The following is a 15,390-nucleotide window of genomic DNA, read 5'->3' as shown; positions in this document are numbered from 1 at the left end:
CGGGCCAGAAGAAATTGTCTCGAAGTTCCATCAGGATCGCGCCGACTGGTCGGCGGATTGAGGCCACGTTCGGAAAGATCCGGACAACATCGGTGCGCCGCTTGATTTCACCGTTCAAGCGCTCGATCGGGTTCGTGGAGTGCAGCTTGGCGCGGTGCTGCTGAGGAAAGGTCATGTAGGCCAAGACGTCCTCTTCCGCCCCGTCCATCAGGTTTGCGAGCTTCGGCAGCTTGCCCCGCATCTGGTCGGCCACCAGGCGCCATTGGGCCTTGGCCGCGGCATGACCGGGCTGGGCGAAGGCGGTGGCGATGAAGGCCGAGACCACCCGGCGGCTGTTCTTGCCGGCATGGCCCAGGGCATTGCGCTGGAAATGCACCCGGCAGCGCTGCCAGGTCGTGGACAGAACCCGGGCCGTGGCGGCCTTGATGCCTTCATGCGCGTCTGAGATCACCATCTTCACGCCGGACAGGCCCCGGCGCATGAGATCTCGCAGAAACTCGGTCCAGAAGGGCTCAGCCTCAAAAGCGCCGATCGCCATGCCCAGCACCTCGTGGCGCCCGTCCGTGTTCACCCCCACCGCCAGTGTGACTGCGACGCTCACGATGCGCCCTCCCTGGCGGACCTTCAGGTAGGTGGCGTCGATCCAAAGGTAGGGCCAGTCGCCCTCGATGGGTCAGGTCAGGAAAGCATCAACACGTTCATCGATGTCTTCGCACAAACGGCTGACCTGGCTTTTCGAGATCCCGGTCCCGCCCATTGCCTGCACCAGATCGTCCATCGATCGCGTAGACACGCCATGAACATAGGCCTCCTGGATCACAGCCGTCAGGGCCTTCTCCACGGATCGCCTCGGCTCAAGGAAAGACGGGAAGTAGGACCCCGTGCGAAGCCGGGGAATGCGCAACTCAACGCTGCCCGCACGGGTCTGCCAGTCCCGGTCACGGTATCCGTTGCGCTGCGCCTGACGGTCTGTGCTCTTCTCGCCATAATCAGCACCGGTCCTGGCGCCGACTTCGAGCTCCATAAGCCGCTCCGCCGCAAATCCGATCTTTTCTCGAAGCAGGTCAGCATCGGCGATCTTTTCCACGAGCGCGCGCAGGGCCATCATGGGGTTGGTCATCGGGTGTCGTACCTGGGGAAGGTTGGTGGTCGCAACCCGACCTTACCGAAAAAACCGATGACCACCCAAAGCTAGGTCCTGTTGACAAAGTGGATTCCCAAATCAGCTGAGCTGTGATTATGGGATAGCCCTCCCCTCTCCGGAGAGATCCGATAGGATTGCTCTGTATTTGAGGTAGAGAGGAACGGACCGATGTCGATTTTTGTACTTGGAATTGATCTTGGCAAGAACGTGTGCAGCCTGGTTGGATTGGATAAAGCGGGTGCTGTTGTTCTGCGCCGGCGCTTTCGTCGTGACGCGGTTACGGAATTCGTCGGTTCTTTGCCAGCTTGCATTGTGGCGATGGAAGCGTGTTGCGGCGCGCATTATCTTGGCTGAGTGCTTGGCACTGCCGGTCACACGATCCGTCTCATGTCACCGGAATACGTTCGTCCCTACGTGAAGGCCAACAAGAACGATGACCGTGACGCTGAAGCGATTGCAGAGGCAGCGACGCGCCCGACGATGCGTTTTGTGCCGGTCAAGAGCGAGGCAAAGTCGGAGATCCAGGCTTTGCACAGGGCCCGCTCGCGTCTGGTGGCGGAGCGCACTGCACTGATCAACCATCTGCGCGCTTTGTTGCTGGAGCGCGGTTTCGTGGCGGCACAGGGCCGCAAGCGATTGGAGGCTCAACTGGAAGTGTTTGCAGATGAGGACGATCCCCGTCTGTCGCCGCCATGCGCTTGCTGATCGAGGGTTTGCGGGCTGAATGGCGCAGTCTTGATGGGCGGATTGCCGCCTTCGACAAGGAATTTGTAGCAATGGCGCGCGAGAATGAAGCAGCCCGCCGTCTTGCAACTGTCCCTGGGATTGGCGTCATCAATGCCACAGCACTTGTTGCAGCGGTTGGCGACGCACGCAGCTTCGGGCGTGGACGTGACCTCGCTGCCTGGCTGGGCCTGACACCACGTCAGGCAACCACAGGAGGCAAGCCGCGATTGCTTGGCATATCCAAACGCGGCAACAGGTACCTGCGAGCGAACCTGATCCACGGCGCGCGTGCGGTGCTGCCGCGCATTATGGCTCAGGATACCTCACTCGGTCGGTGGGTCCGCGGCTTGTTAGAGCGGTCGCACAAGAATGTTGTCGTGGTGGCGCTGGCGGCAAAGCTTGCACGCATCGTTTAGGCGGTGCTGCGCAAGAAGCGCGGCTTCGATCCAACGATCGCAGCCGCATAAGGAACACAGTAGTCTTCGGCGCTAAGCTGAAGCTTCAGTAATCTGCGGGTGGTGAGAAGAAGATGGCCTGACAGTCGAACGGCAGCCTGGAAACCTGAACTATTGAACGGTCGATCGAGACCGGTGTGATTATGAGGACCAGACTGCGCGGATCTCCATCTTGGCCGGGGCTCGACCCCGAGACCGGATACGTTGACGCAGACTGAACAGAGAAATACCCCTTGCAGACGGGGCGGGCCATACGTTCAACCGTCTTTTAGAAGGCAGTCTTGGCACGTGGCGATTTAACGGACGCAGAATGGGATTTGATTGAAGCATTGCTTCCTTCGGAGCGAGGCCGAAAGTCCCGCCCGGCGCAGGATAATCGTCGTTATTTGAACGGCATGTTACATGTCCTGCGCGTTGGCTGCCCTTGGCGGAACATGCATGGCCGGCCACCGGCAATTACCGATGATCGCTGGCCCGGCATTCGCCAGATGCTCGACAGCGGCATGACGATTGCAGCCGCGGCGCGGACCGCCGGTGTTCCGCGTCAGGCCGTTTATCGGCGGCTCCAGGCTGATGCCAAAGCGGACTGACCATGCCCCAAGGAAACCGGACCAGTCAGCCAGACCTAAACCGGAAGCCAATCGAGAAGGGCAATGCCCTTTAGATGAATTTTTGAGCAACTGAATAGAAAAAATCGATGAGAGCTCGATCGGCTTTTCTTATCTTTAAAAGAAATAATTTGAATGCAAACTTCAAACTTCTGTTTTTGGGTCGGTATATCCCGAGCCAAATTTTCTTTAAAATCTTAGCAAAATCACATACAATCCTCATGCTAAATAATAGAAAGCATCGAGACTGTTCGCTGTAGCAAATAAGACTGTCGACCGCACGATGACGCATTCAGGGGGACAAAACAAGAAGGGGTGGTTGCCGTTTGTTCTCCCTAAAGATGGATTCTGCACTCGGCCGTAATCGCAACTTCGCGCCGACTGGGCCTTTTCTGATCCGGATGGACATGCCGTGGAGATTGGAGAACCACAAATCCTTCAAAAACTGTGCACCGCCGTTTTATCCATGCGGGTGCTTTGCGGGAAGCCTGCGCCCGCGTTGCCAATGCCACGCTCGCGATCCGCAATGCTGCGGTCTGGGGTGATGGCGGAACGGCCTGTGCATCGGATTCCACGAAGTTCGGGGCCCGGAATCGTAACCTAATGACCGAATGGCAGGCCCGCTATGGTGGGCGCGGTGTCATAATCTACTGGCATGTCGAAAAGCGCGCGACCTGTGTCTATTCCCAGCTCAAACGATGCTCATCATCGGAAGTTGCGTCGATGATTGAAGGGGTTCTGCGCCATTGCACCGATCAAGGCCGCCACGGCCCGGGTTCTGTCCACGACCTGGCAGCGCTGCCGGGTGCATTTCCAGCGCAATGCCCTGGGCCATGCCGGCAAGAACAGCCGCCGGGTGGTCTCGGCCTTCATCGCCACCGCCTTCGCCCAGCCCGGTCATGCCGCGGCCAAGGCCCAATGGCGCCTGGTGGCCGACCAGATGCGGGGCAAGCTGCCGAAGCTCGCAAACCTGATGGACGGGGCGGAAGAGGACGTCTTGGCCTACATGACCTTTCCTCAGCAGCACCGCGCCAAGCTGCACTCCACGAACCCGATCGAGCGCTTGAACGGTGAAATCAAGCGGCGCACCGATGTTGTCCGGATCTTTCCGAACGTGGCCTCAATCCGCCGACCAGTCGGCGCGATCCTGATGGAACAAACCGAGGAATGGACCGTGCAGCGCGGCCGATACATGACACTGGAAACGCTTGCCCCGGTCTGCGATGATCTCACCCTCAGCTTGCCTGCAGCCCAGAGCGACTGATCAGCTCGGCCCACTAAAAGACCGAGGCCTGAAAAGAGCTACACCACAACATGGGACGTCACCGGGAGGGGGATCCACCCTATCAGTTCTTGGTGAAAATCAACATTGTTGATGCTTGTAATAAATAGCACAATTGGTCGCACTGTTTCCTGATAGCATTCCAAGGTGTTCGGGTGGAAGTTCTCGAACGCGCCCCTCCAAAGGTCAAGATTGGTGCGCGGAACGCGCATATAATAATGCTCCCCCACTCTTAATTGGCCCGCCTCCTCCAGGCGGGTTTTTTTTAGGCTCTGATCTGTAATTGCAGAGCTAGGCGGTGTAGATCCCTTGAGGGTTTCATGGATCTGTCCGCACTGACCGAAGCGAGGCCTGGCCGTGCTGTATCGGGTCTCACAGAGGCGAACGTTGCATTGACTCGATGCGGACTTTTCAGCCCATCCGGTAACCTTCGCAGATCGTTCGTCCCTGCGTTCCCTCGCGGGACACCGCCCTCGGATCAGCTGTGGCGCTTCACCGCTGGCAAACAGGTTTTACCTTAACCCAAGCCTGGAACAAAGTGCCGTCGCACAGCATGGCGTGCATGATGACTGCAAGACGGTGCGCAGGGGCGACACGGGCCTTTTTAAGCCCACGGCGCTTGGCGATCTTTTTTGTCCATTCCTTCAGGGCGAAGCTCTCCCGGCTCCGGGTCAGGATCGAGTTGGCGGCTTCGTAAAGCAGCTTGCGCACCATACCATCGCCCTGCTTGGTGATCCGCCCAGTCCAGTCGAGTTCACCGGACTGGTGCCGTCGAGGAACCAGTCCGAAGTAGGCGCCGGCATTGCGCGATTGTCGGAAGCGTCCAGCCTCGTCGACAGCGGCGGCAAAGGCGGCGGCTGTCTGTACGCCAACACCCGGGATGGTCATCAGGATCTCGCAAGCTTGCGATTGACGGGCGATGATACGCAGGCGACGGTCCATTTCCTTGATCTGCGCGACGAGTTCCTCGCGGACGGCCAGAAGGGAAGCGATTGCCTCGCCAAGACCCGGGATGTATGCGGCCTGGCTGATGCGCTCGAGGAACGCCTTTCCCTGTCCGGAGCAGGGACGATAGCCGAAGGTCGCGCAGAGGCCACGGATCATGTTGTCGAGCCGTACCCGGGCTTCAACCAGATGGCTTCGCGCGGTGATCACGCTGCGCGCCCCGTGAGCGGCCGGTGATTTGACGTGCACCGCCTTGTAGAAGCCCGTCCGCGCCAACTGCGCTAGTCCGGCGGCATCATGAGGATCCGTCTTGTTCGCCTTCATGGCCTTGAGGCATTGATGCGCCTGGCGGGCATCGATGCACACCACGGGAACACCGAGCTCCCGGAGCCCAAGGCAGATTGCCGGCGACATGCGGTCCGTCTCGATCACCGCTCGTTCGATTGGGCCACGGCGTTCGAGCATTACGGCCAGGGATTCTGGCGAACTCTCGACCTTCTCCGACGCACACTTGTGGCCATTCTCGTCAACAATGCAGACCTGCGTGGTTTCCATCGACAGGTCCAGTCCGGCATAATGCTTCATGGCTGCTTCCTTCCTTCAGGATCCGACAACCAGAAATGTGCACCTCAGCCGAGGTCCGAGGGAAGCAGCCGCGATTACACGATGACTCATATGTGGAACGGCCCGGTTGGCAAGGTCTTTTAGCGTAAGTCGTCGTCGGACGGTGCGGTCGTATGTCCGGCCTATCAGCGCGGTCATCGACCGCTGGCCACGATGAGATCCGCGATGCCGATCGCCTAATCAAATTTGCGCGCTCAATGGCGCACTGAGTCAGACGGTCTGACCGGCATCGAGGTGTCGCCCCTCGGGTTCATCACGCTTACGTACATTGCCACTTCATCCCGACGCCGGAACGCCAGGCATTCTTTTCCTAAGGTGTCGCCATGATGGCCGGAGCTCGGTATGTGCCGCCTTTGACGAGAAGCGCCCATATGGTACGCGCCATCTTGTTGGCCAGCGCCACTGCGGTCACTTTGTAAGGGCAGCGCGCCATCAAGGATAAGACCCAGGCGGGTAGTTTGGCGCCTCTGCGGGCTTGCTTGAGGATCGACGTCGCACCGACAATGAGCAGGGTGCGCAATTGCTTGTTGCCCCTATTCGAGATCTTCCTGACTCGCTCCTTGCCTCCGCTCGAGTTCGACCTTGGTATGATGCCGATCCAGGCGGCCAAATCCCGCCCGGTCCGGAAGGCTGCAGGATCCTGGACGGTGGCGCGAACGGTCGCAGCGATAATAGGGCCGCCGCCGGGCATGGTAGTCAAACGACGAGCGGCATCATCGGCCTTCACCGCCGCGACAATCTTGGTGTCCAGCTTCTCAATTCTTTCTGTGAGCCTTTCAATTTGATCGGCCATCTCCAAAAGCGCGGCCCGAGCCGAAACAGGCAGGCGTCTGTCCTGATCATCGTGCAGTATTGCAACAAGCTTGGCAATGCTGGTCATGCCGGTGGCAGCGATGATACCGAGTTCAGCCATGTGGGCACGCAGTGCATTAGCAGTTTGGCTTCGCTGGCGAACAAGTAACTCTCGCGTTTTCAACACCATCCCAGCCGCTTGTTCCTCAGGTGATTTGACTGGTACGAAGCGCATCGTCGGGCGCGTTACCGCCTCACAGATTGCTTCCGCATCGGCTGCGTCGGTTTTATTCCGCTTTACGTAGGGCTTCACATAGGCCGACGGCATCAACCGCACCGTATGGCAGAATTCGCCGATGGCGTTCGCCCAGTAGTGGGCGCTTCCGCAAGCCTCAATCCCGACAAGGCATGGCTCCATATGGCGAAAGAAGTCCAAAACCTGTGATCTTCGCAATAGACGTCGGACAGCAACGTTTCCGCTTTCAGTAATGGCACGGACCTGAAAGACCGACTTGGCCAAGTCCAGTCCGATCGTGGTAATCTTTTCCATGGAACGGTTCCTTCTGTCTTGTGGCGATTGGCGTCACCACAATAGGCATCCCCAATGCCGGTGCGAAGCGCCGTTCCACACCATCACATTTGCTGCTGTTGGAAGGCAGGCTTTCGCTGATTCACTGGAGGATCAGCTTATGCGACATCGACTTCAGTGCGCGTGTCTCGCGCCTGACGGCTTTTCAGTTGATGATGTGAAGGTTGTAGCTAATAGCATTCAGATCCAATTGCGGTCGCGCCAACCTTCGAGAACATGTCCGGACTGCAGGAGAGTGAGCAGAAGAGTTCAAAGCCGATATGTGCGCCGACCTGCTGACCTTCCGCTTTCCGGGCGCCTTGTCCAGCTGATTATAGTCGCAGGCTGGTTTTGGTGCGATGCCGTCCTGTGCGGTCGGCGCATCTTCTGCGAACAGTTGGATTGCGACGTATTGGCTCGCTATAGTCGGCGTACCCAACGGCTGGAGACGATCGTCCACCATCTCGGCCTGGCACTCGGCGGCGGACCGGCCGCCGCGTTTGCCAATCGCCTCATGATGCCGGTGAGCAACGATACACTGCTGCGGGTGGTTCGCCGGCGTATTGCCGATCGCAGCGATGATCTCCCTGTCGTAGGCATTGATGACTTTGCCTTTCGACGCGGCCAGACCTACGGAACAATCGTTTGCGACCTGGAACGGCGGAGGCCTGTCTCCCTCTTGCCGGATCGGGCGCTGGATACATCTCGATCATGGCTTGCCCAACATCCGTCGATATCGATCGTCGCTCGCGACCGGGGTGGCGGCTATGGTGAGGCCATCGCGAAGGCCCTGCCTGATGCAGAGCAGGTCGCCGACCGTTAGCATCTTATGGAGAATTCCAGCCGGGCCTTTTTCGATGCTGTCGGCAGGTCGATGCGCCAGATCAGGCAAGCGGTCGGCAGCAATGTCGTTGACCCCAAGCTTTTGACTTATGCGGAAAAGTTGCAATACGACGGATATCTGCGCCGGCAGGAGACGAACGAGGCGATCCGGACGCTGTCGAAAGATGGAATTCCCATTCGCCAGATCGTGCGGCAAACCGGTCATAGCCGGAAACTTGTCCGCGACGTATTAAGAGGCCAGCGCCTTTATGTCTTTCGAACACGACCCAGCTCGCTCGATAGCTGGCTGCCGTGGCTTAACAGCCGGTGGTGGGACGAAGGGGCTCGAAACAGCCAAGAACAGCTTAGTTGGATCCTTCGCCAACGGCGTCGATAAGGATATTGACGCCGTCCGGAACGCTATCGCCTCTACTTGGTCGAATGCGCAAACTGAGGGACAGATCACGTGCCTGAAGCTCATCAAGCGCAAAATGTACGGACGAGCAAAACTCGATCTGCTCCAGGCGAGATTGATTGGCGAACCATAAGATCTGTACGCCAGTAAAAGTGCGTCAGAGCCGAGGACTGACCCGGTAGAGCCCGATTTTTTCACTGAGAACTGACCCATGTGCCGCGCGTCACAAGCACTGATCGTTAAAGGAACTACATTCGCGATATGGGGCATGTACACCCGGTAGGTCCGGGTTCCCTATTGATATGGAGAGTTAATTGTGACAAGCTATAAAACCTTGCCGATAGCGACGGCATCTTTCCTCATGATGAGTCTTGCGGCACTGACACCTGGTCATGCATCCACCGAAACGGCGGTCACCGTCAGCGCTCTGAACATGCGTGCCGGTCCCAGCACGCGGTATCCGGTCATCAACGTTCTGACGGGAAACGCCTCGGTGAAAGTCTTTGGCTGCACCGCCGCCGCCACCTGGTGCGATGTCGGTTTCGGTTACAAACGCGGCTGGGTTTCCGCCCGTTATTTGAAGATCGGATATAATAATCAGCTTGTCGTCGTCACGCCCGCCGTCAGCACGTCCCTCGGGATCACGGTCATCAATTTCGACGATCACCACAATGGCGGCCACAACGGCAATCACGGTTCCTTCAACGCGTTCAAGGTTTCCGGCAAGAACGGTAAAACGGTGGTCGGTTGCACGGACAAGGGCTGCGGTGCCATCAACATCCGCCCGGGAACGTCAGGCGTCACGGCCGCCGGTTGTTCCGAGGGGACTTGCAAAGGCGTGAACGTCAAGAAGAACCGGCGCGGTGAGATCAAAGTCAACAAGTTCAGCTTTGGCCCGGGCTCCGGCAAGTCGCGAAGCGCAGGGAACTCCCGCGGCTCACGGGAAGCCAGAAACAGCGGCGGATCGCGGAAAGCCGCGGGTCGCCGGGGCTAAGCGGCCCTCGCCGTCTGTGCCGCATAATTGCGGGAAAGGGACACCCACGTTCAGGTGCCGGAATTATCCGGCATGCTCCGGCGGACTCTTCCCTCCCGCCGGACTTCGCCCGGCTGTTTGTCCGGCCAACGGGGCCGCTCCGCGCGACCAGCCTCACCGGCAACCGGAAAGGGCTCGGCAGACGCGTCATGATCAATGCTCTGTAAGACCGCATGTCTTTCTCGCAGTGGCCGCTTCGCCCGACCCGCTCCGTCAATGACCTGGTCAAGGCGACCTTATCGCATTAATCGGGTTTCGTGCCTAGTTGCTCGGCGTTTCCTTGCTTCTGAAGTTTGTGAATGCCGTTCACCCTACGTTCGAGCGTGTCTCATGATGCCAAAATCCGGGTAAGAGACCACTGCGGCCCGGCTCGTGATTTGCGCAACACGGTGGAGCCGAACAGATAAGCTTGGAAATGCATTGATGCGGCATAACCTTATCAAGGCGGTCCTTATGGACTCTAGCTCCCTTCGGCTAGGCGCCACCGTAGACCGGGTACTCGATCATCCGGTGGGTGGTCGCTTAGTTAGGCCTGCGCTAGACCACATCACCATTGTTGGGTTTGGCCGGCAAATCGAGGTCATGCGAGAGGAACCACATCAAAGCCTGACGAGTGCGACCGCTGGCGCAAGAGATCGAGTTCACACACATTGAGGCTTCCCCTTCAGCCCTAAAAGCAGACGGTCATTGCCCTGGCGCGGCGCATAGACCGTCTCCTGGGCAATCAGTACCGTGTCGACCACCCGGCACATCTCGATGAGTTGTTGCCAGTCGCGGCTGTTGCGAGCAAACCGAGACACTTCCCGCGCAACGACCGCGCCGATCTTGCAAAGGCAGACCTCGGCGACCATCCGGTCGAAAACGGCGCGTACGACGCCGCCGGCGGCAGAACAACCAAGACCGTCATCGACCGTCTCAATGCGGGACCAACCGAGCGCCGTCAGGCGATCACGCATCGCATATTGAAGCGTGCTGCTCTCGCGGTTGTACAGAACCTGATGAGCAGACGACTGCCGGACATACAAGATGGCTTTGCGCTCCAGATGGTGCGGTCTGATCTTCTCATGCATCATGATCCGTGCCCTCACGCTGCAAGGCGGGCTCGCCGTCGATGTGGCTCAGGATCAGGCGGATCATCAACCTCTTCACGGATCGACGCGTCTCGGCGGGCAGCGCCTGCCAATGCGGCGTCTGCTCCATCTCGGCATCGTTTGGTGTCGAGAACAGATCGAATTGGTATGTCGTCGGCAAGCGCGCGAATTGCCGTAAAATTGACATGCGGCGCTACCGCCATATGCCAGGTCATGCTGGCGCCCGGTCGAACACCCAGGCCGGAGCTTCCAGCAATCGATCCGACGCCCGACCAGAAAGACTGCAACGGAAGACCGCCACACCCGCCTTCTCGTTTACCTCGTGGATATGAACCTGTTGCCAAGCCCAGGGAGGCCAAGGATAAAGAAGCCCGCGCTCATCACTGGTCCCGTAGGTGTTCCGTCGTCGAGTAGTACAATGAAAAACGCCGATACGGCAGTCTAAAATCGAAAACGCCGATCAGTCGACTCAACATGACCACGGACAATCTGTTGAGGCTGTACAGCTAGACCTGCTTTAATGCAACAAGGTCCGGCACGAACTCCTAATTCTCAACAGCCCTCAGATGAAACCGAGAAAACCGGACTTCGGCCACGTACAGAAGAAGCCCCAGCGCGACCGCCAGGAGTGAAAAGGAAAAGCATCGTATTGCGCTGAGCTGTCGCGGCTTTCTGATGTTCTGTTCAATGACCGCACCTCCCTGAGCAATACTTCCTGGCGCGTCGACATGCGGTTGACGCACCACAAAAGAGCCTTGAAATCATCGTCTAAACGCGAGACTTCACAGTCCGCAGCTTCCGGAGGAAGGGCGTGCCGGGGGCTGGACGGATCAGGTTGTCAAGACGGCTCACAACGCTTCCCACCTATCGTGCAGATCAAGAGTGCCGGACATGGGCACCTTGCGGCAGCGGCCGGATGGTCGCGTCGCCGGTGATACGGAAGAGGGGCGAGCGAGTGCGGGGAGGCACATACCCCCGCCCTCTTCCCCGCAAGCGATGCATTTCAACACGATCGTCCTTGCCATTTGGTTCGAGCCTTCAGTCATTCACTTACGCAAGGCTCTATTCTGGAGCATTAAGAGGCTCGCCAAGGCTCGGAAAACACTGGCCAGCGACAGTCTTCTTAGGCTCATCCGCCAGGTCCCGCGGTGTCAAATAGTACAGGCGGGTCGATATTTCGGCGTTTTGTCGGGAATGACCTGAAGTTCGAGGTGTGTCGATTATGACGGCATTGCCATGTTGATTGTTGCTTTGTTGCAAGATTGGCCGTGTGGACGATTGAGCATCAAAATACCGGGCTCCCCGCCTCCGCCTGAAGGGCTTTCGTTATCCGCGTGAAGTCATTGCCTGCTCTGTTGAGGCGTATTTCCGGTTCCATATGGACTCTGACCTGCCACGGGATATTTCCTCCATCGTCGATTAGAGTCCGCCAAACTTGAGGACGGACAATGAAGCGAACGAGATTCACGGACGAGCAGATCATCGGCATCAACCGGATCTATCGGCTCTACCGCGACCGTGCGCAAGCGGAAGGCCCGGCGCAAGGCTATCGGAACGCGAGCCCCGATCCTGGTCGAGGCGAGCCCCAACGCACGATGGTCGCTGGATTTCGTTCATGACCAGTTGGCCAATGGCCAGCGTTTTCGGGTGCTCAATGTGGTCGACGACGTTACCCGCGAATGCCTTGCGGCGATCCCCGACACTTCTATTTCGAGACGCCGAGTGACGCGTGAACTCACTACCTTGATCGAGCGCTGCGGGAAGCCTGGAATGGTTGTCTCTGACATCGGCACGGAACTGACCTCGAATGCCATCCTGCGGTGGTGTTCCGAGCACCGGATCGAATGGCACTACATTGCACCGGGTAAACCGATGCAAAATGGTTTTGTGGAGAGTTTCAACGGTCGCATGCGTGACGAACTGCTCAACGAGACCATGTTTTGCAACACGGCCCACGCACGTGTCGTGATCGCCGCGTGGGCTGCCGACTACAACACCGAACGCCCACACTCGGCGTTGGACTATCAGACCCCGGCCGACTACGCCCGGACCGTGACCACCGCAATCGCCCGACCCGCTACGCGATCTGACAGCTCTGCGCGTCCGGCGATTGCTCAACCTGCGCCAAATGGCGTAAAAACCAATCGGGCTCCGGTCCCGGCTGGATGAAAGTTCAGTGGCAGGTTCACTCTGTCTCTTCTGATGGGTCCTGACTATCGATCCCTATCTCGGCAAACACTTCCAGAATTTTATTCTCTAGTATTTTGTCGTCTTGTGTTTTCGTCGGCCATTCGGCCAGCCGCATGCTCAAATCGATCGCAAGCAAGCGTGTTCGGCTGAAGCTGAGTTTTTGTTTAGGTTTGACATATTCGGCAATCTCTTCTTCCTTAAGCGCTGACAACAATTTCGATTTGAGCGCGTTCATCATCCGCTTGCTCGGTTCACAGGCCGTTGAAATACCAACCGCCCCTTCGACAGGCCTGGTCATTCTCGGGTTCCGAGAATTGAATTTATCCCGATTATCGGCTTGATAGTTTTCAAGATTTTCGATGATTTTATTCATGGTTTCTTTGCGACTCACGAAAATCAGAATTCCGTCCGCGCGCACCGCGGCCGGGCCGGCTATCTTAGCGCCGCAATTACCTGGATATTCCTCCGGCTTGTCAACTATCGTTTCGACAACATGTTTCATGATGGTTGAGGCGTGTGCCTTCCTAGGATTTATGTAAACCCTGTATTTATACACCTCTCTTATTTCACTTGGGAGATCGAAATGAAAAAAACCGTGCTCCAGATCTATTGCGAAATCTCCTTCCTGATCCAGATACTCTCTTAACTCCGTAGATCCCCATTCGGCACTTCCCTGAAGTCTAAGTCGACCGCCTGTTCTATTCTCTTGTACTTCGAGTATTTCTTTGTAGAAATCTCGATTTAACTTTGCGCTCCCCGCGCTCTTAACTGCCCGTTTTGTTTTTCCCGGGAGTGGTACCGGCTTTCCCGGCGACGGCTTGCGCTTGGCAGCTACGGGCGTCCTCGCATGACCGAAGAGCTAAAGGAGCTCGGACTTGATGTCGGCCATCGGCGTGTTGGACGGTTGATGCGTGAGAACGCGATCACCGTGAAAAGGAACAAGAAGTTCAAGGCGACAACGGACAGCAATCACAGGTTCAACATTGCGCCAAATCTGCTGAAGCGGGACTTTTCTGCTGACCGGCCGAACCGGAAATGGGCTGGTGACATCAGTTATGTGTGGACCCGGGAAGGCTGGCTCTACTTGGCTGTCATCCTAGACCTGCATTCCAGACGTGTCATCGGTTGGGCCGTGAGCAACCGGTTGAAACGGGATCTGGCCATCCGGGCCCTGAACATGGCCATTGCCCTGCGCCGCCCGCCCAAGGGCTGCATTCACCACACGGACCGCGGCAGCCAAGGCAGATTCAACCGGTCGTCGCAACACCCCGCTACAGGAGGTGTTGATGGGTACAGGAAGACGGAAATCAGAACGCTCAATGCGGCACAAATTGTCCTCGCCTGGGCGGCCACCGGCATGGCAGCGTGAGAACCTGTACCGGTTTTGGCAAGGAGTGGCGTCGGGTCTGTCCAGTGAAGAAGCCGCCGCCGAAGCCGGCGTCTCCGGTCCCGTTGGTATCCAGTGGTTTCGGAGTTCAGGTGGCATGCCTCCAACACACCTTTCGCCCGCAACGGCACCACTCGCGAGTCGAAACCTTTCGTTTCGGGAACGGGAGGAAATTGCTTTGGAATGCGCGCGGAGCACGGGAGTGCGTGCTATAGCGCGCAAGCTGGGGCGGTCTCCCAGCACAATTTCGCGTGAGATCAGGCGCAATTCGGCGACGCGCGGCGGCGACTTCGACTATCGAGCCATTACCGCGCAGTGGCATGCTGATCGAGCAGCACGGCGGCCGAAGGCGGCAAAGCTGACAACCAATCCTGTCCTCCGTGACTATGTGCAAGACCGGCTCGCCGGACGGATTGCAATGCCCGACGGCATCGCCTTCGATGGCCCAGTCGTGGTATGGAAAGGACGACGGGCTGTTCATCGGCAAAGTCGACGCTGGTCCACAGCTTGGAGCCCGGAACAAATTGCGCGGCGTCTGAAGCTGGACTTTCCCGAGAACCCGACCATGCGCATCAGCCACGAAGCCATCTATCAGGCGCTCTACATTCAGGGCCGAGGCGCCTTGAAGCGAGAGCTATCGGCCTGTCTGCGCTCTGGACGAGCGCTGCATTTGCCCCGCGAACGTGCTCGTAACCGAGGCAAGTCCTTCTTCGCAGATGCTTTCATGATCAGTGATCGTCCGCCTGAGATAGGCGACAGAGCAGTGCCCGGTCACTGGGAGGGGGATCTCATTCTCGGTCTCGGCAGCTCAGCGATCGGCCCGCCGGTCGAACGTACGACACGGTTCACAATGCTCCAACACCTCCCACGAATGGAACGCATGGGAAGGATTAGTCTGTCAAAAACGGCCCAGCACTTGCCGGACATGGTGCTGAAGCGGTCCGCGATGCCATCGCCGGAACCATCATGGATCTGCCGGCACATCTCCGCCAATCATTGACTTGGGATCAGGGTGCGGAGATGGCTCAGCATGCACAGCTCCGTATCGACACCGGCCTCGAGATATACTTCTGCGACCCTCAAAGCCCCTGGCAGCGCGGGAGCAACGAAAACACCAACGGCTTGCTGCGCCAGTACTTTCCGAAAGGCACGGATCTAAGCCAGCATGGGGTCGATGAATTAAGCGCTGTAGCGCATGCTCTGAATACCAGGCCCCGAAAAACGTTGGGCTGGCGCACACCTGCAGAGGCTCTCGACCAGTTGCTCAAACAAGATATAATCAAGGGTGTTGCGACGACCGGTTGAATC

At 58.1% G+C, this 15,390-nt stretch carries 7 protein-coding genes and 10 pseudogenes; 11 read left to right on the top strand and 6 right to left on the bottom strand.

Translation table 11 applies throughout. The annotated features are described in order from the left end of the window. Positions 1-10: 10 nt before the first annotated feature. Positions 11-1,120 (bottom strand): annotated as a pseudogene (locus SIAM614_RS27675) (IS256 family transposase); the annotation flags it as partial. 192 nt (positions 1,121-1,312) lie between these two features. Between SIAM614_RS27675 and SIAM614_RS27670 the strand changes: the two are divergent. From SIAM614_RS27670 to SIAM614_RS27665, 5 genes and pseudogenes are all read left to right on the top strand, one after another. Continuing rightward, positions 1,313-2,286, top strand: a pseudogene (locus SIAM614_RS27670) (IS110 family RNA-guided transposase). Positions 2,287-2,606: 320 nt separating this feature from the next. Beyond that, a pseudogene (locus tag SIAM614_RS33695) lies at positions 2,607-2,771 on the top strand (transposase); the annotation flags it as partial. Then, a complete protein-coding gene (locus tag SIAM614_RS33690) occupies positions 2,760-2,915 on the top strand; it encodes a helix-turn-helix domain-containing protein (protein ID WP_006939728.1) in 156 nt (51 codons plus the stop codon). The pseudogene SIAM614_RS33695 and the gene SIAM614_RS33690, both read left to right, overlap by 12 nt. Before the next feature lie 465 nt (positions 2,916-3,380). Further along, positions 3,381-3,689: pseudogene (locus SIAM614_RS31560) on the top strand (Tn3 family transposase); the annotation flags it as partial. Next, a pseudogene (locus tag SIAM614_RS27665) lies at positions 3,688-4,197 on the top strand (transposase); the annotation flags it as partial. The pseudogenes SIAM614_RS31560 and SIAM614_RS27665, both read left to right, overlap by 2 nt. A gap of 510 nt (positions 4,198-4,707) precedes the next feature. Here the strand turns inward: SIAM614_RS27665 and SIAM614_RS27655 are convergent. Continuing rightward, complete coding sequence (locus SIAM614_RS27655; RefSeq protein WP_006939726.1) at positions 4,708-5,745, bottom strand: IS110 family RNA-guided transposase; 1,038 nt, start codon at positions 5,743-5,745, stop codon at positions 4,708-4,710. 349 nt (positions 5,746-6,094) lie between these two features. Further along, the gene (locus tag SIAM614_RS27650; RefSeq protein WP_006939725.1) at positions 6,095-7,126 is read right to left on the bottom strand and encodes an IS110 family RNA-guided transposase; all 1,032 of its coding nucleotides are present in this window, start codon (positions 7,124-7,126) and stop codon (positions 6,095-6,097) included. Positions 7,127-7,265: 139 nt separating this feature from the next. Between SIAM614_RS27650 and SIAM614_RS31555 the strand changes: the two are divergent. Both SIAM614_RS31555 and SIAM614_RS30945 read left to right on the top strand, forming a co-directional pair. Next, positions 7,266-8,514 (top strand): annotated as a pseudogene (locus SIAM614_RS31555) (ISL3 family transposase). A gap of 183 nt (positions 8,515-8,697) precedes the next feature. Further along, positions 8,698-9,375 (top strand): SH3 domain-containing protein, encoded by a 678-nt coding sequence (locus SIAM614_RS30945; RefSeq protein WP_157140131.1) that lies wholly within the window; start codon positions 8,698-8,700, stop codon positions 9,373-9,375. A gap of 680 nt (positions 9,376-10,055) precedes the next feature. On the opposite strand, the gene SIAM614_RS27630 is transcribed toward SIAM614_RS30945, so the two are convergent. Together SIAM614_RS27630 and SIAM614_RS27625 are read right to left on the bottom strand one after the other, a co-directional pair. Next, positions 10,056-10,487 carry a recombinase family protein gene (locus SIAM614_RS27630; RefSeq protein WP_006939715.1) on the bottom strand — a complete coding sequence of 144 codons (432 nt, stop codon included), beginning with the start codon at positions 10,485-10,487 and terminating at the stop codon, positions 10,056-10,058. Then, entirely contained in the window at positions 10,477-10,692 is a 216-nt protein-coding gene (locus tag SIAM614_RS27625) for a hypothetical protein (protein WP_050789508.1), read from the bottom strand. Before SIAM614_RS27625 ends, SIAM614_RS27630 begins: the two co-directional genes overlap by 11 nt. Before the next feature lie 1,097 nt (positions 10,693-11,789). On the opposite strand from SIAM614_RS27625, the pseudogene SIAM614_RS33620 reads away from it, so the two are divergent. Beyond that, positions 11,790-11,880: pseudogene (locus tag SIAM614_RS33620) on the top strand (IS6 family transposase); the annotation flags it as partial. A gap of 109 nt (positions 11,881-11,989) precedes the next feature. Further along, positions 11,990-12,674 (top strand): annotated as a pseudogene (locus SIAM614_RS27615) (integrase core domain-containing protein); the annotation flags it as partial. 16 nt (positions 12,675-12,690) lie between these two features. On the opposite strand, the gene SIAM614_RS27610 reads toward SIAM614_RS27615, so the two are convergent. Further along, positions 12,691-13,197 (bottom strand): hypothetical protein, encoded by a 507-nt coding sequence (locus SIAM614_RS27610; RefSeq protein ID WP_157140130.1) that lies wholly within the window; start codon positions 13,195-13,197, stop codon positions 12,691-12,693. 312 nt (positions 13,198-13,509) lie between these two features. On the opposite strand from SIAM614_RS27610, the pseudogene SIAM614_RS27605 reads away from it, so the two are divergent. Continuing rightward, positions 13,510-13,935: pseudogene (locus tag SIAM614_RS27605) on the top strand (IS3 family transposase); the annotation flags it as partial. A gap of 46 nt (positions 13,936-13,981) precedes the next feature. After that, positions 13,982-15,387: pseudogene (locus tag SIAM614_RS31550) on the top strand (IS30 family transposase). Positions 15,388-15,390 lie beyond the last annotated feature (3 nt).

The organism is Roseibium aggregatum IAM 12614, from assembly GCF_000168975.1.
GTDB classification, from domain to species: Bacteria; Pseudomonadota; Alphaproteobacteria; order Rhizobiales; family Stappiaceae; genus Roseibium; species Roseibium aggregatum.
The sequence above is the reverse complement of the archived record's forward strand: the minus strand, read 5'-3'. Positions and strand labels throughout refer to the sequence as shown.

What these genes read in the sequence shown, in the direction of transcription:
- SIAM614_RS33690 (WP_006939728.1), top strand. Translation starts at nt 2,760, where the DNA reads ATGCATGGCCGGCCACCGGCAATTACCGATGATCGCTGGCCCGGCATT.
- SIAM614_RS27630 (WP_006939715.1), bottom strand. Translation starts at nt 10,487, where the DNA reads ATGATGCATGAGAAGATCAGACCGCACCATCTGGAGCGCAAAGCCATC.
- SIAM614_RS27610 (WP_157140130.1), bottom strand. Translation starts at nt 13,197, where the DNA reads ATGAAACATGTTGTCGAAACGATAGTTGACAAGCCGGAGGAATATCCA.
- SIAM614_RS27625 (WP_050789508.1), bottom strand. Translation starts at nt 10,692, where the DNA reads ATGTCAATTTTACGGCAATTCGCGCGCTTGCCGACGACATACCAATTC.
- SIAM614_RS27650 (WP_006939725.1), bottom strand. Translation starts at nt 7,126, where the DNA reads ATGGAAAAGATTACCACGATCGGACTGGACTTGGCCAAGTCGGTCTTT.
- SIAM614_RS27655 (WP_006939726.1), bottom strand. Translation starts at nt 5,745, where the DNA reads ATGAAGCATTATGCCGGACTGGACCTGTCGATGGAAACCACGCAGGTC.